This is a genomic window from Lelliottia sp. F153 (assembly GCF_002870005.1).
Taxonomy (GTDB): Bacteria; Pseudomonadota; Gammaproteobacteria; order Enterobacterales; family Enterobacteriaceae; genus Enterobacter; species Enterobacter nimipressuralis.
On record NZ_PKFT01000002.1, the window covers coordinates 464,345 to 485,983 of the forward strand.

Annotated in this window: 14 protein-coding genes; 8 read left to right on the forward strand and 6 right to left on the reverse strand. The window is 55.8% G+C overall.

Translation table 11 applies throughout. The annotated features are described in order from the left end of the window. Positions 1-195 precede the first annotated feature (195 nt). The 3 genes from pepA (at position 196) to F153LOC_RS09410 (ending at position 5,113) form a co-directional block, all read left to right on the forward strand. Positions 196-1,707 (forward strand): leucyl aminopeptidase, encoded by a 1,512-nt coding sequence (gene pepA / locus F153LOC_RS09400; RefSeq protein ID WP_100778717.1) that lies wholly within the window; start codon positions 196-198, stop codon positions 1,705-1,707. A gap of 107 nt (positions 1,708-1,814) precedes the next feature. Then, a complete protein-coding gene (holC, locus tag F153LOC_RS09405) occupies positions 1,815-2,258 on the forward strand; it encodes a DNA polymerase III subunit chi (RefSeq protein WP_100778716.1) in 444 nt (147 codons plus the stop codon). Then, complete coding sequence (locus tag F153LOC_RS09410; protein ID WP_102105497.1) at positions 2,258-5,113, forward strand: valine--tRNA ligase; 2,856 nt, start codon at positions 2,258-2,260, stop codon at positions 5,111-5,113. Before holC ends, F153LOC_RS09410 begins: the two co-directional genes overlap by 1 nt. 158 nt (positions 5,114-5,271) lie before the next feature. Here the strand turns inward: F153LOC_RS09410 and F153LOC_RS09415 are convergent, their stop codons facing one another. Beyond that, positions 5,272-5,802: a DUF943 family protein gene (locus tag F153LOC_RS09415; RefSeq protein WP_102105498.1), complete on the reverse strand. Its 531-nt coding sequence runs from the start codon at positions 5,800-5,802 to the stop codon at positions 5,272-5,274. Between the two features lie 508 nt (positions 5,803-6,310). Here F153LOC_RS09415 and F153LOC_RS09425 point away from each other — a divergent pair. Both F153LOC_RS09425 and F153LOC_RS09430 read left to right on the forward strand, forming a co-directional pair. After that, entirely contained in the window at positions 6,311-6,814 is a 504-nt protein-coding gene (locus F153LOC_RS09425) for a GNAT family N-acetyltransferase (RefSeq protein ID WP_100778714.1), read from the forward strand. Between the two features lie 83 nt (positions 6,815-6,897). Next, positions 6,898-7,917: an NAD(P)-dependent alcohol dehydrogenase gene (locus F153LOC_RS09430; protein WP_102105500.1), complete on the forward strand. Its 1,020-nt coding sequence runs from the start codon at positions 6,898-6,900 to the stop codon at positions 7,915-7,917. Positions 7,918-8,006: 89 nt separating this feature from the next. Here F153LOC_RS09430 and F153LOC_RS09435 read toward each other — a convergent pair whose 3' ends face one another. Then, a complete protein-coding gene (locus tag F153LOC_RS09435; protein ID WP_102105501.1) occupies positions 8,007-9,644 on the reverse strand; it encodes a dihydroxyacetone kinase subunit DhaK in 1,638 nt (545 codons plus the stop codon). Positions 9,645-9,781: 137 nt separating this feature from the next. Here F153LOC_RS09435 and F153LOC_RS09440 point away from each other — a divergent pair, with 137 nt between their 5' ends. Beyond that, positions 9,782-11,284, forward strand: a complete 1,503-nt coding sequence (locus F153LOC_RS09440) for a helicase HerA-like C-terminal domain-containing protein (RefSeq protein ID WP_102105502.1) — start codon at positions 9,782-9,784, stop codon at positions 11,282-11,284. Here F153LOC_RS09440 and F153LOC_RS09445 read toward each other — a convergent pair. Further along, positions 11,261-12,205 carry a TIGR01212 family radical SAM protein gene (locus tag F153LOC_RS09445; protein ID WP_102105533.1) on the reverse strand — a complete coding sequence of 315 codons (945 nt, stop codon included), beginning with the start codon at positions 12,203-12,205 and terminating at the stop codon, positions 11,261-11,263. The genes F153LOC_RS09440 and F153LOC_RS09445 overlap by 24 nt on opposite strands. A 684-nt stretch (positions 12,206-12,889) precedes the next feature. On the opposite strand from F153LOC_RS09445, the gene gltB reads away from it, so the two are divergent. Further along, positions 12,890-17,350: a glutamate synthase large subunit gene (gltB, locus tag F153LOC_RS09455; protein WP_102105503.1), complete on the forward strand. Its 4,461-nt coding sequence runs from the start codon at positions 12,890-12,892 to the stop codon at positions 17,348-17,350. A gap of 9 nt (positions 17,351-17,359) precedes the next feature. Continuing rightward, positions 17,360-18,778, forward strand: coding sequence for a glutamate synthase small subunit (locus tag F153LOC_RS09460; RefSeq protein WP_102105504.1), 1,419 nt, complete (start codon positions 17,360-17,362; stop codon positions 18,776-18,778). A 34-nt stretch (positions 18,779-18,812) separates the two neighbouring features. Here the strand turns inward: F153LOC_RS09460 and nanQ are convergent, their stop codons facing one another. From nanQ to F153LOC_RS09475, 3 genes are read right to left on the reverse strand one after another with little or no spacing between them, the layout of a single operon-like run. Beyond that, positions 18,813-19,274 (reverse strand): N-acetylneuraminate anomerase, encoded by a 462-nt coding sequence (gene nanQ, locus F153LOC_RS09465; protein ID WP_102105505.1) that lies wholly within the window; start codon positions 19,272-19,274, stop codon positions 18,813-18,815. Beyond that, positions 19,271-20,146: an N-acetylmannosamine kinase gene (locus tag F153LOC_RS09470; RefSeq protein ID WP_102105506.1), complete on the reverse strand. Its 876-nt coding sequence runs from the start codon at positions 20,144-20,146 to the stop codon at positions 19,271-19,273. The genes nanQ and F153LOC_RS09470 overlap by 4 nt, the downstream gene beginning before the upstream one ends. Further along, positions 20,143-21,630 carry an MFS transporter gene (locus F153LOC_RS09475; RefSeq protein ID WP_102105507.1) on the reverse strand — a complete coding sequence of 496 codons (1,488 nt, stop codon included), beginning with the start codon at positions 21,628-21,630 and terminating at the stop codon, positions 20,143-20,145. Before F153LOC_RS09475 ends, F153LOC_RS09470 begins: the two co-directional genes overlap by 4 nt. Between the last annotated feature and the right edge of the window lie 9 nt (positions 21,631-21,639).

The following is a 21,639-nucleotide window of genomic DNA, read 5'->3' on the forward strand; positions in this document are numbered from 1 at the left end:
TCTCTTGAGTCGTCGAAAACATCGCTAAGATTAAAAAACCCGGCGGTGTCGCGCTTCAGGATATTTTTTGACGTGTCGAAACCGTAGTAACGTAAGATTAACACGAAGTCACCACAACAGCGGACATGAGTTACGAAAGGTTTCAATTCTATCCGTAGCAGCCGTCGTTGTCTTTAAGATTCAGGAGCGTAGTGCATGGAGTTCAGTGTAAAAAGCGGTAGCCCGGAGAAACAGCGGAGTGCCTGCATCGTTGTGGGCGTCTTTGAACCACGCCGACTCTCCCCGATCGCCGAACAACTCGATAAAATCAGTGACGGCTATATCAGCGCCCTGCTGCGCCGTGGCGAACTCGAAGGCAAACCTGGGCAGACGCTGTTACTGCACCATGTTCCCAACGTGCTGTCCGAGCGCATTCTGCTGATTGGTTGCGGTAAAGAGCGCGAGCTTGATGAACGCCAGTACAAGCAGGTCATTCAGAAAACTATCAATACCCTGAATGATACCGGCTCAATGGAAGCCGTCTGCTTCCTGACCGAACTGCACGTGAAAGGTCGCAACACCTACTGGAAAGTGCGTCAGGCCGTTGAGACCGCGAAAGAGAGTCTCTACAGTTTTGATCAGTTGAAGACCAACAAAAGCGAACCGCGTCGTCCGCTGCGTAAAATGGTCTTTAATGTCCCAACCCGTCGCGAGCTGACCAGCGGCGAGCGCGCCATTCAGCACGGTCTGGCGATTGCTGCCGGTATCAAAGCGGCGAAGGATCTCGGCAATATGCCGCCAAACATCTGCAACGCCGGTTATCTGGCCTCGCAGGCGCGTCAGCTGGCTGATTCCTACAGCAAAAATGTCGTCACCCGCGTCATCGGCGAACAGCAGATGAAAGAGCTGGGAATGCATTCGTACCTTGCGGTCGGAAACGGTTCGCAAAACGAATCGCTGATGTCGGTCATCGAGTACAAAGGCAATCCGTCCGAAGACGCGCGCCCTATCGTGCTGGTTGGCAAAGGCCTCACCTTTGACTCCGGCGGTATCTCCATCAAGCCTGCCGAAGGCATGGATGAGATGAAGTACGACATGTGCGGTGCAGCGGCGGTTTACGGCGTGATGCGTATGGTTGCCGAACTGCAGTTGCCGATTAACGTCATCGGCGTACTGGCGGGCTGTGAAAACATGCCTGGTGGTCGCGCGTACCGTCCAGGCGATGTTCTGACCACCATGTCCGGCCAGACCGTTGAAGTGCTGAACACCGACGCCGAAGGCCGTCTGGTGCTGTGCGACGTGCTGACCTACGTGGAGCGCTTTGAGCCTGAAGCGGTCATCGACGTGGCGACGCTGACCGGCGCCTGTGTGATTGCCCTCGGCCATCACATCACCGGCCTGATGTCGAACCACAATCCGCTGGCCCACGAGCTGATCGGCGCGTCCGAGCAAGCGGGCGACCGCGCATGGCGTCTGCCGTTGGGCGATGAGTATCAGGAGCAGTTAGAGTCTAACTTCGCGGATATGGCCAACATTGGTGGCCGTCCTGGCGGAGCGATTACCGCAGGTTGCTTCCTGGCACGCTTTACCCGCAAGTACAACTGGGCTCACCTGGATATCGCGGGTACCGCATGGCGCTCCGGTAAAGCCAAAGGCGCTACCGGTCGTCCAGTTGCCCTGCTGTCGCAGTTCCTGCTCAACCGCGCCGGTTTTAACGGCGAAGAGTAGTTGCACGCAATTGTCCGGCGGCGTCAGGCTTGCCGGACCTACAAGGTGTACGCTGGCCGGGTAACCCCCGGCTTTGCGTTTAAATCCACCCAAAGAAGCCCCATATTATGAAGAATGCGACGTTCTACCTTCTGGACAACGATAACACCGTCGATGGCTTAAGCGCCGTTGAGCAGCTGGTGTGTGAAATTGCCGCAGAACGTTGGCGCAGCGGTAAACGCGTCCTGATTGCCTGTGAAGATGAAGCGCAGGCGATTCGTCTTGACGAAGCGCTGTGGGCAAGGCCACCCGAAGGTTTTGTTCCGCATAATTTGTCGGGAGAAGGGCCGCGCGGTGGCGCACCGGTGGAGATTGCCTGGCCACAAAAGCGTAACAGCAGCGCGCGCGATATTCTGATCAGCCTGCGTATCGGCTTTGCAGATTTTGCCACCGCTTTCACAGAAGTGGTAGACTTTGTCCCTCACGAAGATTCTCTGAAACAACTGGCGCGCGAACGCTACAAAGCGTACCGCCTGGCCGGTTTTAACCTGAATACGGCAACCTGGAAATAATGGAAAAGACATACAACCCACGAGATATCGAACAGCCGCTTTACGAGCACTGGGAAGAGCAGGGCTATTTCAAGCCTAACGGCGATGAAAGCAAAGAGTCCTTCTGCATCATGATCCCGCCGCCGAACGTCACCGGCAGTTTGCATATGGGTCATGCCTTCCAGCAAACCATCATGGATACCATGATCCGTTACCAGCGCATGCAGGGCAAAAACACCCTGTGGCAGGCCGGGACTGACCACGCGGGCATTGCGACCCAAATGGTGGTTGAGCGTAAGATTGCCGCTGAAGAAGGTAAAACCCGCCACGACTACGGTCGCGATGCGTTCATCGACAAAATCTGGCAGTGGAAAGCCGAATCTGGCGGCACCATCACCCGTCAGATGCGTCGTCTCGGCAACTCAGTGGACTGGGAGCGCGAGCGCTTCACCATGGATGAAGGCCTTTCCAACGCCGTGAAAGAAGTTTTCGTCCGTCTGTACAAAGAAGACCTGATTTACCGTGGCAAACGCCTGGTGAACTGGGACCCGAAACTGCGCACCGCGATCTCCGATCTGGAAGTGGAAAACCGCGAGTCGAAAGGCTCCATGTGGCACATCCGCTATCCGCTGGCCGATGGCGCAAAAACCGCAGACGGTAAAGATTACCTGGTGGTTGCGACGACGCGTCCAGAAACCCTGCTGGGCGATACCGGCGTGGCCGTTAACCCGGAAGATCCGCGCTACAAAGATCTGATCGGTAAATTTGTGGTTCTGCCGCTGGTGAACCGCCGTATTCCAATCCTTGGCGACGAGCACGCCGACATGGAAAAAGGCACCGGCTGTGTGAAAATCACCCCGGCACACGATTTCAACGACTATGAAGTTGGCCGTCGTCACGCCCTGCCGATGATTAACATTCTGACCTTTGACGGCGATATCCGTGAAAGTGCGGAAGTGTATGACACCAAAGGCGAAGAATCAGACGTATACTCCTCTGAAATCCCGGCTGAATTCCAGAAACTGGAACGTTTTGCTGCGCGTAAAGCGGTGGTTGCGGCCATCGACGCGCTCGGCCTGCTGGAAGAGATCAAACCTCACGATCTGACCGTTCCTTACGGCGACCGTGGTGGCGTGGTCATCGAGCCGATGCTGACCGACCAGTGGTACGTGCGTGCCGATATCCTGGCGAAACCGGCTGTCGAAGCGGTTGAGAACGGTGATATCCAGTTCGTACCAAAACAGTATGAAAACATGTACTTCTCCTGGATGCGCGATATTCAGGACTGGTGTATCTCTCGTCAGCTGTGGTGGGGTCACCGTATCCCGGCCTGGTATGACAACGACGGCAACGTGTTCGTTGGCCGCACCGAAGAAGAAGTGCGTCAAGAAAACAATCTGGGCGCTGACGTGGCCCTGCGCCAGGACGAAGACGTTCTGGACACGTGGTTCTCCTCCGCCCTGTGGACCTTCTCCACTCTCGGCTGGCCGGAAAACACCGACGCCCTGCGTCAGTTCCACCCGACCAGCGTGATGGTCTCCGGCTTCGACATCATCTTCTTCTGGATTGCCCGCATGATCATGATGACCATGCACTTCATCAAAGATGAGAATGGCAAGCCGCAGGTTCCGTTCCATACCGTCTACATGACCGGTCTGATTCGTGACGACGAAGGCCAGAAGATGTCCAAATCCAAGGGTAACGTTATTGACCCACTGGATATGGTTGACGGGATTTCGCTGGCAGATCTGCTGGAGAAACGTACCGGCAACATGATGCAACCGCAGCTGGCAGAGAAAATTCGCAAGCGCACCGAGAAGCAATTCCCGGACGGCATCGAGCCGCACGGCACTGACGCCCTGCGTTTCACCCTGGCAGCGCTGGCCTCTACCGGTCGCGATATCAACTGGGACATGAAACGTCTGGAAGGTTACCGCAACTTCTGTAACAAGCTGTGGAACGCCAGCCGCTTCGTGCTGATGAACACCGAAGATCAGGATTGCGGCTTTAACGGCGGCGAAATGACTCTGTCTCTGGCGGATCGCTGGATTCTGGCGGAATTCAACCAGACCATCAAAGCGTACCGTGAAGCGCTGGATACCTATCGCTTTGATATCGCAGCAGGCATTCTGTATGAGTTCACCTGGAACCAGTTCTGCGACTGGTATCTGGAGCTGACCAAGCCAGTAATGAATGGCGGCAATGAAGCGGAGCTGCGCGGCACGCGTAATACGCTGATTACCGTTCTGGAAGGTTTGCTGCGTCTCGCGCACCCAATCATCCCGTTCATCACCGAGACCATCTGGCAGCGTGTGAAAGTCATCAAAGGCATCACTGCCGACACCATCATGCTGCAGCCGTTCCCGGAGTTCGACGCGGCGCAGGTGGATGAAGCAGCCGCTTCCGATACCGAATGGTTGAAACTGGCGATTGTGGCAATCCGTAACATTCGCGCAGAGATGAACATCTCTCCAGGCAAACCACTGGAACTGCTGCTGCGCGGTTGCAGCGAGACAGCGATTCGTCGTGTGACCGAGAACAGTAGCTTCCTGCAAAACATGGCGCGTCTGGAAAGCATCACCGTGCTGCCAGCCGATGACAAAGGTCCGGTCTCCGTGACTAAAATCATCGAAGGCGCCGAGCTGCTGATTCCGATGGCGGGCCTGATCGATAAAGAGACCGAACTGGCTCGTCTGGCAAAAGAAGTGGCCAAAGTCGAACTGGAAATCGGAAAAATCGAGAGCAAGCTGGCTAACGAAGGCTTTGTCGCACGCGCCCCTGAAGCGGTTATCGCGAAAGAGCGTGAACGTCTGGTCGCCTTCGCCGATGCAAAAGCGAAACTGATCGAGCAGCAGGCCGTTATCGCCGCGCTGTAATTCAGATGTGTCATTGAAAAGCCGGATAACCATCCGGCTTTTTTTATGATTGGATAAAGGCGACTTTCGAGACAAGGCCGAAGAAAGTCAGCATGACGCAACGGTACTATCACTACAAAATGGAAATATAAAAATTGCTTGTGATTGAGTCTGCATTTTTATCTATACCCATTAAACCACGCCAGGCGTCCATTCGGCATATAGGACCAGTAATTGCAGCAGTGTTTAAAGGTGTATTCCTCTTGTTCCCCTTTATCTAAATCCACGCTGAGTAAAAGATCTTTCTCAAGACAATTTTGATTTGAACCATCCACTTTATTGAAACAGACTAAATCGCCATCACCGGACTTTTCACCGTCAATAAAACCATCACCTACATCCCAAAAAGCAATATGGTATGATGATGACGTAGGTATATTATATTTTCCCTTGAGTTCATCTTTATGGTCAAGATACCAGTGGATCCGTCCCCACTCTGTTAGCGGCATATGATCAACAATGACATCGTAACTTTCATTATCCGTAAAACCACGCAAGCTCCCTATTAAAAGCCCCTGCTTAAATTGAGAATCATACTCAAACCGGATTCCGGCACGAATAATTTTTACAGGCCGCATAGTCCATAACATGCAGACACATATCATAACCATTAACCCAATAAAGAATATTTTACGTTTTGAGTATCTCATTGTTAAACTCCACCGCTGATATTAATATGGGCACTAAAATTATTCATAAACGGTTTGTAGATAAACTCGAAGCGGACAAAACATAAAATCTTCCCATGGTTAAATAATGATATTCCCCCAACAAAAACCAAAAATATTTGGCACCTTAAAATAAAGAAACCCAACAAAAATAAATTATAAAGAAAGAAATATTTACAGCTAATATGATAACTTAAAAACCGATGAAAAGTTGAGAAGATGACTTTCGGAAATTCCGTTGACAAATACATATCTAAATACATGATTCATCATCCTAATGAATAAAAGCATAGTTGTACATTGACACTATTTATTTCGTTTTACACAATAAATTAAACAAGAGGAAATTTAGCAAATAATAATAATTAGATAAATAACTCTGATATCTTTGTAGAAAAAACTCTCATAAATGAATTATCCTCGCTTGCACTCCCCTTTCTGTGGTGCTATTAACTGCAACTGTGTGTCAATTTTTGTCATGAGTAATGCTATGAGCGTGATTACCCCCGTCGCAGCGGCTATGCGCCGGATCACTGAGCAAGACAACGCCGGGATCGCTGCGGTTATCCGTGAAGTGTCGGCGGAGTACGGCCTGACGGCCGATAAAGGCTATACCGTCGCCGACCCCAACCTGGACGAGCTGTTTCAGCTTTACAGCCAGCCGGGCCATGCCTACTGGGTGATTGAACAGAACGGCAAAGTCGTCGGTGGAGGCGGTGTCGCGCCACTGAGCTGCAGCGAGCCAGATATCTGCGAGCTGCAAAAGATGTATTTCCTGTCGAACGTGCGCGGACAAGGCCTGGCGAAAAAGCTGGCGCTGCTTGCTCTCGATCACGCGCGCGCACAAGGTTTTAAACGTTGCTACCTCGAAACGACCGCCTTCCTCAAAGAAGCCATCGGCTTATATGAGCACCTGGGTTTTGAACATATCGATGCGCCGCTGGGCTGTACCGGGCATGTCGATTGTGAAGTCAGGATGCTGAAAACTCTGTAAATCTCCTTCCCGCCCTCTTCTGTTAAGCAGCTGTAAACTGAATGCTCTACACTCTCAGTTCACACCAAAACGGGGGAAAGACGATGTCGAAGATAAAAAGCTATGCCGCGCCGCAGGCAGGTGCAGACCTTGAACTGTACGAATACGATGCGGGCGAGCTGAAAGCAGAAGACGTCGAAGTCCAGGTCGATTATTGCGGGATCTGCCACTCAGACCTGTCTATGATCGACAACGAATGGGGCATCTCAAGCTATCCGCTGGTTGCCGGTCACGAAGTGATTGGTCGCGTGGTGGCACTGGGTACAGCAGCGCAGGACAAAGGGCTGAAAGTCGGCCAGCGCGTCGGCATTGGCTGGACCGCTCGTAGCTGCGGCCATTGCGATGCCTGTATTAGCGGCAACCAGATCAACTGTCTGGAAGGCGCAGTTCCTACCATCCTCAATAAAGGCGGTTTCGCCGACAAACTTCGCGCCGACTGGCAGTGGGTTATCCCGTTGCCCGACAGCATTGATATCGAATCCGCCGGCCCGCTACTGTGCGGCGGTATCACCGTTTTCAAACCCCTTCTGATGCATCACGTCACTGCCACCAGTCGCGTCGGCGTGATTGGGATCGGCGGTTTAGGCCATATCGCCATCAAATTACTGCACGCGATGGGCTGCGAAGTGACTGCCTTTAGCTCCAATCCGGCGAAAGAGAAAGAAGTGCTGGCGATGGGGGCTGATAAAGTGGTCAACAGCCGCGATCCGGAACTGCTGAAAGCGCTGGCCGGTCAGTTCGATCTGATCATCAACACCGTCAATGTCGATCTCGACTGGCAGCCGTACTTTGAAGCACTGGCATACGGCGGGAATTTCCACACCGTCGGTGCGGTACTGAAGCCGCTTCCGGTTCCGGCATTCACCCTGATTGGCGGCGATCGCAGCATTTCCGGCTCTGCGACCGGTACCCCGTTTGAATTGCGCAAGCTGATGAAGTTCGCGGGGCGCACCAAAGTAGCGCCAACTACCGAACTCTACCCGATGTCGAAAATCAACGAAGCCATCCAGCATGTGCGTGACGGTAAAGCCCGTTATCGCGTGGTGTTGAAAGCGGACTTCTGATGTTCATTGCCCGGTAGCGTTTTACTTACCGGGCCGACAACACTCAAACGTTGGCCGGGTAAGGCAGCCGCCACCCGGCACATTTCACACTATCGCGCGAGCGCCGCAAAAACTTCCGCAACAGCCACCGCCCCTGGATCCATCACCCCGTCCAGATTCTCTTTATTCACATACGACGATCGCCCCGCGCCAGCCTTTTGCATACTGGCCGTCGCGTCGGCCCCTTTCTTCGCCGCCTGTGCAGCAGCCTGGATGTCGCCCTTCTGCAACGCTTCCAGCGCCGGTTGCAGCGCATCGATCAACGTGCGATCGCCGAGATCCGCCCCGCCGTATTGCTTCATTTGCGCAAGCCCACTGAGGAGAGCATCCGCCAGCGGTTTGCCGTCGTGAAGCGCTTGCCCGGCAGCAGTAAAGAAGATCGACATCAACACCCCGCTCGATCCGCCCATCACCGTTGCCAGTCGCTCGCCCGTCAGCAGCAGCAATTTCGGGACGTCGTTCAGCGGCAGTTGCTTCTCTTGCAATAACTGCGCAATGTCCCGCGCGCCTTGCGCAAAGGTCGACCCCGTATCGCCGTCACCCACTTTTGCATCCAGCGCATTCAAGCGATTCTCCAGATCGACCAGCGTTTGCGTCGCCGCCCCAACCAAAGCCGCAACCTGCGCGTTGTCAGAGGGTGCATAGTCCACGCGATCCTGTATAGCCGTATGCGGCAACGTGCGCAGCGGCGCAAACGCCACTGGTTTTTGCCAGCCGATGGTCTCGACAGGCTCATTAATCGCCCGTTCAAAGGTCTCGTTTAGCCTGAGCAGCGACAGAGAAAAACCCTTCATATCCAGCGAGCTCACCAGCGGTGCGGGGCCGATGAGATACGCAATCTGATCCTGTAGCGCCGAATGCGCCAGCTCTTTCGTCAGCAGCGCCATTTCCAGCGCAGACACGCCGCCGAGATTGTTAATCAGCACCGCAAAACGCCCGTCCCCCGCCTTCTCTTTGAGTGGCGCGATCAGCTTGTCGATAATGGCTTTGCTGTTTTGCGTATCCAGCACCGACGCCCCCGGCTCGCCGTGAATGCCCAGACCCAGCTCGACATGCCCTTGCTTAATACGCCCCTCTTCGTCATCGCTTCCCGGCAGGTTGCAGGTCTGCATCGCCACACCCAGGCTCCACAGGTTTTCGCAGGCCTGTTGCGCAATATCCCGGACCTCACTCAGCGATTTCCCTTTTTCGGCCACAAAACCTGCAATTTTGTGGACCAGTGCGGTACCCGCAATGCCGCGCGGCTGTTTGTTGTCCGGAAGCGCGATGTCATCAGCCACAATCACCATCTCGACTTTCAGTCCGTAGCGTTTGGCCTTTTCCGCTGCGAGGCCGAAGTTCAGACGATCGCCGGTGTAATTTTTAACGATCAGCAGGCAACCACGATCGCCCGTCACTGCCACGATGGCATTCAGCACCGCATCGACGCTCGGGGACGCAAACAGATCCCCGCACACTGCAGCGGTTAACATCCCTTTGCCGACAAATCCGGCGTGCGCCGGTTCGTGGCCGGAGCCCCCACCGGAAATCACCGCCACCCGGCTCTTATCCCAGTCACTGCGCGCAACCACGCGGATGGCCGGATCGATATCGAGTTTGACCAAATTGCCGTGTGGCGCGGAGATCAGTATGCCTTCAATGGCGTCATTGACCAGCTGTTTGCGGTCATTAAAAAAGAATCTGGACATAGCTTTCCAACTTTTTGTGAATCGTATGCAAAAGCATAGTCCGCGCTGGGTAATGCGCCGCAAAGTCAGGAATTTACTGAGTCAAATTGCCGTCAGGTTGCCTATACTCGACGCAGGACAAAGAGAGGAAGCGCACCATGAGTACACCACTGCTGATTGCCCGGACGCTGGATAAAGAGTTGTTCCTGTTGCCCGGAATGGCGAACCGCCACGGGCTGATTACCGGCGCCACCGGGACGGGGAAAACCGTGACTCTGCAAAAACTGGCGGAGTCTTTTTCCAGTATTGGCGTGCCGGTCTTTATGGCTGACGTGAAAGGCGATTTAACCGGCATCGCCCAGGAGGGCTCAGCGTCAGAAAAACTGCTTGAGCGGCTGAAAAACATCGGCGTGACCGACTGGCAGCCGCAGGCGAATCCTGTTGTGGTGTGGGATATTTTCGGTGAGAAAGGCCATCCCGTGCGCGCGACCGTCTCGGATCTCGGCCCGCTGCTGCTGGCGCGGCTTCTTAATCTTAACGACGTCCAGTCCGGCGTGTTGAATATCATTTTCCGCATTGCCGACGATCAGGGCTTGCTGCTGCTTGATTTTAAAGATCTGCGTGCGATAACCCAATACATTGGCGATAACGCCAAATCCTTCCAGAACCAGTACGGAAATATCAGCCCCGCATCGGTGGGCGCTATTCAGCGCGGATTGCTCACCCTCGAGCAGCAGGGCGCAGAGCACTTCTTCGGCGAACCCATGCTGGATATCAAAGACTGGATGCGTACCGACAGTAACGGCAAAGGGATCATCAACATCCTGAGCGCCGAAAAGCTCTACCAGATGCCGAAACTCTACGCCGCCAGCCTGCTGTGGATGCTTTCAGAACTCTATGAACAGCTACCGGAAGCGGGCGATCTGGAGAAACCCAAGATTGTGTTCTTCTTTGACGAAGCGCATCTGCTGTTCAGCGACGCCCCACAGGTTCTGCTGGATAAAATCGAACAGGTGATTCGTCTGATCCGTTCTAAAGGTGTGGGCGTCTATTTTGTCTCGCAGAACCCTTCCGACATTCCCGATAACGTGCTGGGCCAGCTCGGGAATCGCGTGCAGCACGCGCTGCGTGCTTTTACTCCGAAAGATCAAAAAGCGGTTAAAGCGGCGGCGCAAACCATGCGCGCGAACCCTGCGTTTGATACGGAAGAGGCGATTCAGGCGCTCGGCACCGGGGAAGCGCTCATCTCATTCCTTGATGCCAAAGGCAGCCCGTCCGTCGTCGAACGCGCAATGGTTATCGCGCCATTCTCTCGCATGGGGCCGGTGACGGACGACGAGCGTAACGCGCTGATCAACCACTCGTCGGTTTACGGCAAATACGAGGATGAAGTGGACCGGGAGTCCGCGTTTGAGATGCTGCAAAAAGGGGTCCAGACGAGTACCGAGAAGCAGCAAGCTCCAGCGGCTAAAGGGAGTGATGTTGCCGTTGACGACGGCATTCTCGGCGGGCTGAAAGATATTCTGTTTGGCAGCACCGGCCCACGCGGCGGTAAACGCGATGGTGTGGTGCAGACTATGGCTAAAAGCGCCGCGCGGCAGGTGACGAATCAGATTGTGCGCGGCATGCTGGGGAGCTTACTGGGTGGACGACGTCGGTAGCGGGGAGATCCACGGCGTACCTAACGCCGAGCCTTGCACACCGTGCTGGTTCAGATAACGATCCAGTTCGACCATCCCCGTCCAGCGGTTCTCGCACCACAAGGGCGCTAGAAGCGTTGGGCGGCGTGCGCTGGCAGAGATGCGGTGGTAAATCACCTCCGGCGGCGTGTGGCGGATCATCTCCCCTGCCGTCACGGTGTACTCGTCCAGCGCAATGCCATTTAACCGCCCGGCTTCCCAGGCTTTCGCCATGGTGCTTCCGGTTACAATATGCAGCGGGTGGAGCTTAATGCCATCCACGCCCGTCTCGACAACTCTTTCCAGGGTTTCCAGACCGTGCTGCTGCCCTTCTCCCGGCAGACCGACAATCAGATGCGAACAGACCTTTAAACCGCGCTCCCGCGCCAGTCGGGTGGTTTTCTGGTAACAGGCAAAATCATGACCACGATTGATCCGATGCAGTGTTTTGTCATGCGCGGTCTGCAATCCCAGCTCCAGCCAGATTTCGTAGCCCAGATCTTTATATTCGCTCAGTAAATCCAGTACGGCTTCAGGTACGCAGTCCGGGCGCGTACCGACACATAGCCCGACGATATTCGCCTGGCTTACGGCCTGCTGATACATGGAGCGCAGCACCTGCACTTCTGCAAAGGTGCTGGTGTAGGCCTGGAAGTAGGCCAGATACTGTTTTGCGCGGTTAACCAGACTCGCCTGATGGGAAAGCTGCTCGGCGATAGAGTTATGCTGCTGCGCCTCATCGGCAAAAGAGGCCACATTACAGAAAGTACAGCCGCCACGCCCGATGGTGCCATCGCGATTAGGGCAGCTAAAACCGCCGTGCAGCGTGAGCTTATGAACCTTTTGCCCGTAGCGGCGTGAAAGATCCCCACCAAACATGTTGACTAATTTCTGTAACTGCATAATCTGATAGACCGTCCCGGAGAAAGGGGACAAGCCTGCCATTTTTAGCCTCTGTCGGCGATGACCTGGATCAATCGCCCTGGACGGCTATTATTCATTTGAATAAAAACTCACTATTACTGCAATTTCATTCATCACCCTGGCAATTACTTTTCCTTATGTTCGCGGGGATTTTTTCACTTATCGCCCTCTGGCAGTAAAACAGTGCGATTATGCAACTTGATCGCCCGTACCAGATTATTATCCTGCAAAAAACCCGCCATTCAGCATGCTAAAGGGATAATACCGCTTTCAGATAGTGAGTCAGATCACACTCCCTCGCGCCTTCCCCCTCTCTTTTGCGGCTGCAAAACTGATTAAATCTCGTTTATATTCAAAGCAATAACGCACCTTTAGCACATTTTTGTATAAATAAGATTGCCATTTGACCTGTGTATCAATTCCCGATAAGTTGGAAATCCGCTGGAAGCTTTCTGGATAAGCAGCCTGCTTATCATATTTATGCAGTAATTGAGATTCCCTCTGAAGCAAGTCCTCAAACTTGTTTGACCTGTGCGAAAAGGAAATGAAGAGGGCGAATGCGAGGTGCGCGTATGAAACGCAAACCCCGTCGCCGCGCTCTTTCTGTGCCTGTGCGCCACGGTTCAGTGGGGAGTCCCGAAGAGCCTGGGGAGGTTCACTGATATGTTGTACGATAAATCCCTTGAGAAGGATAACTGTGGTTTCGGCCTGATCGCCCACATAGAAGGCGAACCTAGCCACAAGGTAGTGCGTACCGCTATACACGCACTGGCCCGTATGCAGCACCGTGGTGCAATCCTCGCTGATGGTAAAACCGGCGATGGTTGTGGCTTGCTGCTACAAAAACCGGATCGTTTCTTCCGCATCGTTGCGCAAGAGCGCGGCTGGCGTTTAGCCAAAAACTACGCTGTCGGCATGCTGTTCCTGAATCAGGACCCTGAAAAAGCTGCCGCCTCACGCCGCATCGTCGAAGAAGAACTTCAACGCGAAACCCTGTCGATTGTCGGCTGGCGCAATGTGCCAACCAACGAAGGGGTGCTCGGTGAAATCGCCCTCTCCTCGCTGCCACGTATCGAACAGATTTTTGTGAATGCGCCAGCGGGCTGGCGTCCGCGCGATATGGAACGCCGCCTGTTTATTGCCCGTCGCCGCATCGAAAAACGTTTGCAGGACGATAAAGAGTTCTACGTCTGTAGCCTCTCGAACCTGGTGAACATCTATAAAGGTCTGTGTATGCCGGCTGACCTGCCGCGCTTCTACCTGGACCTCGCGGACCTGCGTCTGGAATCGGCCATTTGCCTCTTCCACCAGCGCTTCTCCACCAACACCGTTCCACGCTGGCCGCTGGCTCAGCCTTTCCGCTACCTGGCGCACAACGGTGAGATCAACACCATCACCGGTAACCGCCAGTGGGCGCGCGCGCGTACCTATAAATTCCAGACTCCGCTGATCCCGGATCTGCATGACGCCGCCCCGTTCGTCAACGAAACCGGCTCTGACTCCAGCTCGATGGATAACATGCTCGAACTGCTGCTGGCAGGCGGGATGGATATCGTACGTGCAATGCGTCTGCTTGTTCCGCCAGCCTGGCAGAACAACCCGGATATGGACCCGGACCTGCGCGCGTTCTTCGACTTTAACTCCATGCACATGGAGCCGTGGGACGGCCCGGCAGGCATCGTTATGTCCGATGGGCGCTACGCCGCCTGTAACCTCGACCGTAACGGTCTGCGCCCGGCGCGCTACGTTATCACCAAAGACAAGCTGATCACCTGCGCGTCCGAAGTGGGGATCTGGGATTACCAGCCTGACGAAGTGGTCGAAAAAGGCCGCGTCGGCCCAGGCGAACTGATGGTAATCGACACCCGCAGCGGGCGCATTCTGCACTCGGCGGAAACCGATGACGATCTGAAAAGCCGCCATCCGTACAAAGAGTGGATGGAGACAAACGTCCGCCGTCTGGTGCCGTTCGAAGACCTGTCGAACGAAGAAGTCGGCAGCCGCGAGCTGGACGACGATACCCTCGCCAGCTACCAGAAACAGTTTAACTACAGCGCCGAAGAGCTGGATTCTGTTATCCGCGTCCTCGGCGAAAATGGCCAGGAAGCGGTCGGCTCAATGGGTGATGATACCCCGTTTGCCGTGCTCTCCAGCCAGCCACGCATCATTTACGATTATTTCCGCCAGCAGTTTGCGCAGGTGACCAACCCGCCAATCGATCCGCTGCGCGAAGCGCACGTGATGTCGCTGGCCACCAGTATCGGTCGCGAGATGAACGTCTTCTGCGAAGCCGAAGGCCAGGCACACCGCCTGAGCTTTAAGTCGCCGATTCTGCTGTACTCCGATTTCAAACAGCTCACCACCATGACAGAGGAGCACTACCGCGCCGACACGCTCGATATTACCTTCGACGTGACCGAAGCGAGCCTCGAAGAGACGGTGAAAGCCCTGTGTGATAAGGCCGAGCAGATGGTCCGTAACGGCACCGTTCTGCTGGTGCTGTCTGACCGCAACATCGCTAAAAACCGCCTGCCGGTTCCGGCTCCGATGGCGGTGGGTGCCATTCAGACCCGCCTGGTGGATAAGAGCCTGCGCTGTGACGCCAACATCATTGTTGAAACAGCAAGCGCCCGCGACCCGCACCACTTCGCCGTGCTGCTGGGCTTCGGTGCGACGGCTATCTATCCGTACCTGGCTTACGAAACGCTGGCGAAACTGGTCGACGGTCATGCCATCGAGAAAGATTACCGTACTGTGATGCTGAACTACCGTAACGGCATCAACAAAGGTCTGTACAAGATCATGTCCAAAATGGGCATCTCGACCATCGCCTCTTACCGCTGCTCGAAACTGTTCGAAGCGGTCGGTCTGCACGATGATGTCGCAGATCTCTGCTTCCAGGGCGTCATCAGCCGTATCGGCGGTGCCGGGTTCTCTGACTTCCAGCAGGACCTGCTGAACCTGTCCAAACGCGCATGGCTGGCGCGCAAACCGCTGGATCAAGGCGGTCTGCTGAAATACGTTCACGGCGGTGAATACCATGCCTACAACCCGGACGTGGTGCGCACCCTGCAACAGGCGGTTCAGAGCGGCGAATACAGCGATTATCAGCAGTATTCCAGTCTGGTTAACGAGCGCCCGGCGGCTACGCTGCGCGATCTGCTGGCGGTGAATCCAAACGGCGAAACCGTCAGCATTGATGACGTTGAACCGGCCAGCGAACTGTATAAACGCTTTGATACTGCGGCGATGTCGATCGGCGCACTCAGCCCGGAAGCCCACGAAGCGCTGGCCGAAGCGATGAATAGCATCGGCGGTAACTCGAACTCCGGCGAAGGCGGCGAAGATCCTGCGCGTTACGGCACCAACAAAGTGTCGCGCATTAAGCAGGTGGCTTCTGGTCGCTTTGGCGTGACGCCAGCGTACCTGGTCAACGCCGACGTGATTCAGATTAAAGTCGCGCAGGGTGCGAAGCCGGGCGAAGGCGGTCAGTTACCGGGTGATAAAGTCACGCCGTACATCGCCAAACTGCGCTACTCAGTGCCGGGCGTAACGCTGATCTCTCCTCCGCCGCACCACGATATTTACTCTATCGAGGATTTGGCGCAGTTGATTTTTGACCTGAAACAGGTCAACCCGAAAGCGATGATCTCCGTGAAGCTGGTTTCCGAACCGGGCGTGGGCACGATCGCCACCGGTGTGGCAAAAGCCTACGCGGACCTGATCACCATCGCAGGTTATGACGGCGGGACAGGCGCAAGCCCACTCTCCTCCGTGAAATACGCGGGCTGTCCGTGGGAGCTGGGCCTTGTGGAAACACAACAGGCACTGGTGGCTAACGGCCTGCGTCACAAGATCCGTCTGCAGGTGGACGGCGGCCTGAAAACCGGTCTCGACATCATCAAAGCCGCGATTCTCGGCGCAGAAAGCTTCGGCTTTGGCACCGGGCCAATGGTGGCGCTGGGCTGTAAATACCTGCGTATTTGTCACCTGAACAACTGCGCAACGGGTGTGGCAACTCAGGATGAAAAACTGCGTAAGAACCATTACCACGGCCTGCCGTTCAAAGTGACTAACTACTTTGAATTCATCGCCCGCGAAACTCGCGAGCTGATGGCACAGCTGGGTGTGAAGCGTCTGGTCGATCTGATTGGCCGTACCGACCTGCTGAAAGAGCTGGAAGGGTTTACCGCCAAGCAGCAGAAACTGGAGCTGTCCCGTCTGCTGGAAACCGCCGAGCCGCACGCAGGCAAAGCCGTTTACTGCACCGAGAACAACCCGCCGTTCGACAATGGCGTGCTGAACGCGCAGCTGCTGCAGCAGGCGAAATCGTATGTTGATGACAAACAGAGCAAAACGTTCTGGTTTGATATCCGCAACACCGACCGCTCCGTAGGCGCTACCCTCTCTGGCTATATCGCGCAAACCCATGGCGATCAGGGGCTAGCAGCCGATCCCATTACCGCGCACTTCAGCGGTACGGCGGGTCAGAGCTTCGGCGTCTGGAACGCCGGCGGCGTTGAGCTGTACCTGACCGGCGATGCCAATGACTACGTCGGCAAAGGCATGGCGGGCGGTCTGCTGGCGGTGCGTCCTCCGGTTGGGTCTGCGTTCCGCAGCCACGAAGCGAGCATCATCGGTAACACCTGTCTGTACGGCGCGACGGGCGGACGTCTGTTTGCCGCAGGCCGTGCGGGCGAGCGTTTTGCGGTACGTAACTCCGGTGCCATCACGGTGGTTGAAGGTATCGGCGATAACGGCTGTGAATACATGACCGGCGGGATTGTCTGCGTAATGGGCAAAACCGGCGTGAACTTCGGCGCAGGCATGACGGGCGGTTTCGCCTATGTCCTGGACGAAGACGGTGAGTTCCGTAAACGCGTTAACCCGGAACTGGTAGAAGTGCTGGACGTTGAAACACTGGCGATCCACGAGGAACATCTGCGCGGTCTGATTACCGAGCATGTGCAGCATACCGGTTCTTCGCGCGGCGAAGAGATCCTGGCGAACTGGCCAGCATTCTCGGCGAAATTCGCGTTGGTTAAACCGAAGTCCAGCGATGTTAAAGCACTGTTGGGTCACCGTAGTCGTAGCGCAGCAGAGCTGCGTGTGCAGGCGCAGTAAGGGGTAGCAATGAGCCAGAACGTATACCAGTTTATCGACCTGCAGCGCGTTGATCCGCCAAAGAAACCGCTGAAGATCCGTAAAATTGAATTTGTTGAAATTTACGAGCCGTTTTCAGAAGGCCAGGCCAAGGCGCAGGCAGATCGCTGCCTGTCCTGCGGCAACCCGTACTGCGAATGGAAATGCCCGGTCCACAACTACATTCCGAACTGGCTGAAGCTGGCCAACGAAGGGCGTATTTTCGAAGCCGCCGAGCTGTCGCACCAGACCAACACCCTGCCAGAGGTGTGTGGCCGCGTGTGTCCGCAGGACCGTCTGTGCGAAGGTTCCTGTACGCTGAACGACGAGTTTGGCGCGGTGACCATCGGTAACATTGAGCGCTATATCAACGATAAAGCGTTTGAGATGGGCTGGCGTCCGGACATGACCGGCGTGCGTCAGACGGACAAACGCGTGGCGATCATCGGCGCAGGTCCGGCAGGTCTGGCATGTGCCGACGTGCTGACCCGCAACGGCGTCAAAGCCGTGGTGTTCGATCGTCATCCGGAGATCGGCGGGCTGCTGACCTTCGGTATTCCGGCCTTTAAGCTGGAAAAAGAGGTCATGACCCGCCGTCGCGAAATCTTCACCGACATGGGCATTGAGTTCAAACTGAACATCGAAGTCGGCCGTGATATCCAGATCGACGATCTGCTGAAAGATTACGATGCCGTGTTCCTCGGCGTCGGCACTTATCAGTCGATGCGCGGTGGGCTGGAAAATGAAGACGCTCCGGGCGTGTTTGACGCCCTGCCGTTCCTGATTGCCAACACCAAGCAGATGATGGGCTTTGGTGAAACCCCCGCTGAGCCGTACGTCACGATGGAAGGCAAACGTGTGGTGGTACTGGGCGGCGGTGATACCGCGATGGACTGCGTGCGTACCTCAATCCGTCAGAACGCGACGCACGTTATCTGTGCCTACCGTCGTGACGAAGAGAACATGCCTGGCTCGAAACGCGAAGTGAAAAACGCGCGTGAAGAGGGCGTTGAGTTCCAGTTCAACGTTCAGCCATTAGGCATCGAAGTGAATGCAAACGGCAAAGTCAGCGGCGTGAAGATGGCGCGTACCGAAATGGGTGCACCGGATGCCAAAGGCCGTCGTCGCGCAGAAATCGTGGCAGGCTCCGAGCATGTGGTTCCGGCAGATGCGGTCGTGATGGCATTTGGTTTCCGCCCTCACAGCATGGAGTGGCTGGCGAAACACAGCGTTGAGCTGGATTCCCAGGGCCGCGTGATTGCGCCAGAAGGTAGCGAAAACGCCTTCCAGACCAGCAACCCGAAAATCTTCGCCGGCGGCGATATCGTTCGCGGTTCCGATCTGGTGGTTACAGCAATTGCCGAAGGCCGTAAAGCGGCAGATGGGATCATGAACTACCTGGAAGTGTAAAAGCGAACCGGATGGCGATGCCATCCGGTTTTTTTTATGCGCCGACCAAACTGGCGCGCACTTTCACCACCACTTTCTTAATCTCTTCAATTTCCTTCACCCTACACCCTGGTTTATGCGGTTCGCCGGGCATAAAGATGGCGTACATACCGGGTTTCAAATCAAGCTGCTGCACGCCTTCAATGGCGCTACATAGCTGATAATCCTCCTCAATATGCCTTTCCTCGCAATGTCGCGCAGAGCTAGCTACGCCGTACAGGATGCGTTCGTCGCCCGCCAGCAACAGCTGGATATCGATATACTGCTCGTGCAGCTCCGCTTTTTTCTGCTCTGGTTCCTGCGTGGCGAACGTCATCACGTTCATAAAGATATCGTCGCCTTGCAGTTCATAACGCCCCGGCGCTTTGTCCTGCGGCCAGGCCGCGATGGCCTGTGTCAGCGCCTCCGCCAGCACGGGATGTAATCCCGACAGCGCGCTCGCTTTGCCCATCATCATGATGTTGCTCCTGTAGCCAGTCTTGCCGCGCCCAGTAAACCGGCATCGTGGCGGTAATACGCCGGGCGAAGTTCGACGTGATAAACCGCGGGCTCCTGCGCAAGAAACTTAGCCACCTGCGATAAATATCCCTCAGCCAGCCCGACGCTGCCACCAACGACAACGGTCTGACAATCCGTTACTGCTTTGACATCGGCGATGAGTCGCGCCAGCGTTTGGGCCGAATGAGCGACCAGCGCGCGGGCGGGCTGATGCCCGCGCTGCGCATGGTCGAAGATCGCCTTCGCATCGAGGCCCGCCAGCTCGCCCTGCGCCCAGGCAGCAATCGCCCGACCGGAGGCAATCGCTTCCACACACCCTCTACGACCGCAGCCGCAGATTGGCCCTTGCGGATCGGCCAGCGTATGCCCCAGATGCCCGGCAAGCCCGCCCGCCCCCGTCTGCAACTCACCATTGAGCACCACGCCCCCGCCGACCCCCGTAGAGACGGTGATGAAAACCATATCCGGCGCATTGATGCCAGGCGCATGGTACTCCGCCCACGCCGCAGCCTGCGCATCATTCACCGCCATTGCGGGCAGTCCGGTTATCGACTCCAGCGTCTGTACCAGCGGGAAATGCAGCAGGCCGCCAAGATTGTGGGGATTAATCGACAGCAACGTGCCTTCGCGGATTATCCCCGTCGAGGCGATTGCCACCCGCTGCGCCGCTGACATTATCGGTTCCACCAGCGATTTTAGCGCTGCGCGCAGGGCGTCTGGCGTTTTGCTGGCAGGTGTCGGCTGCTCTCGCCGTTCGCGGATCTGAAAGTCATCGTCGATCAGCGCAGCGGCCAGTTTGGTGCCGCCAATATCGATCGCCAGCGTCGTCATTTCACCGCCTCACGCTCGTTTTTAATACTGCCAAATGGAACGGCGCCGCTGAAAGGTTTACCGTCGATAGCATCGTGAGTACGCAGGGCCTCCGGACGGATCCAGCGCTGTACGCGGGATGGCATATCAAGACCGATCAACAGGATCACCACAAACGTCAGGCCAAATGACAGGGTTCCCAGCGCGGTACCCAGCTCAAGTCGCTGTGCCAGCAGAGCGCCGATAATCGGGGCAATCGCGCCGCCCAGGGCGCCGACATTGTAGGTAAAGCCCAGCCCGGCGGCACGCTGATCCGTGTCGAAATAGCCCCCAATCAGCTTCGGTAAAATCCCGGAAATCCCTTGCCCCAACATCTGCTGGAAGAAGAGCAGCAGGCCCAGCACCCAAATATTTGACCCACCGATGGCGAACACCGGAATAATCAGCAGCTGCGAGGCCAGCAGGCTACAAACGTACGCTCTGCGGGTGCCAAGCCAGTCGCCGAGGAAGCCGCCGACGCAGCAGCCCACCGCCGCACCAAAGCCGCTAAAGAACAGCACATGGGCGACCGTCATCGGATCGTACGCCAGATCCGTTTTCAGATAAGTGGGCAGCAGCGCCTGAATAGGCCACGAGTAGAGGAATGCGAAGAGCACCACGACCATCAGGGTGACACCCGTCGGCCAGCGCTTACCGCTGCTTTGCACCATAAAACTGATAAAGACGCAGGCACACAACAGCCCCAGAATCACCACCAGCCCGGCGTTGTTTAGCTCACCGGCAAAGCAGAACCACAGCGCGATGCCAGCAAACATCGTCATGACGATATTGATCAGGCGGTGCTTGCCGCGATAGAGAATGTCGACCATCGTGCGCACCGGCGCTTTGCCTTCGTGCTTCGCTTTCCAGTCTTCCGCTTCCGGGATGTTTTTACGCAGCCACAGGGCGAAAATGATTGGCAAAATACCGATAAGGAACAGCGCTCGCCAGCCCCACGCGGGAACAACCACGCTGTAAACCTGCGCCGCAACCACGGCACCGACAGAAAAACCGGAGATTAAAAAGCCGCTGGCTTTATTACGCAGATGTTTCGGCCAGCTTTCAATCACATAGGTTGCGCTGGAGCCGTATTCGCCCGCCATACCCATGCCGATCACCATACGGGCAATAAACATGGTGACGTAGCCCGGCGCAAATCCGCACGCCAGCGTGCCGCAGGAGAAGAGAACGATACTGGTGATCATGGCCAGTTTGCGACCGTAGCGATCGCCCATTGCGCCCAGCAGCAAGCCGCCAAACCAGCGCGAGATAAAGGCGGCCGAAATCAGGCTGGCTGCTTCAACCGTCGTTAAACCAAATTCACTTTTGACTTCTGTTAATACCAACGCCATCAATACAAAATCAAAGCCATCAAGCAAATACCCCAGCCAGGCGGCGGAGAATGCGCGCCACTGTGGGCGGGTCAGATGGCGGTACCACGGGATGCTTTGGGTAGAAATACTCATAACACTCTC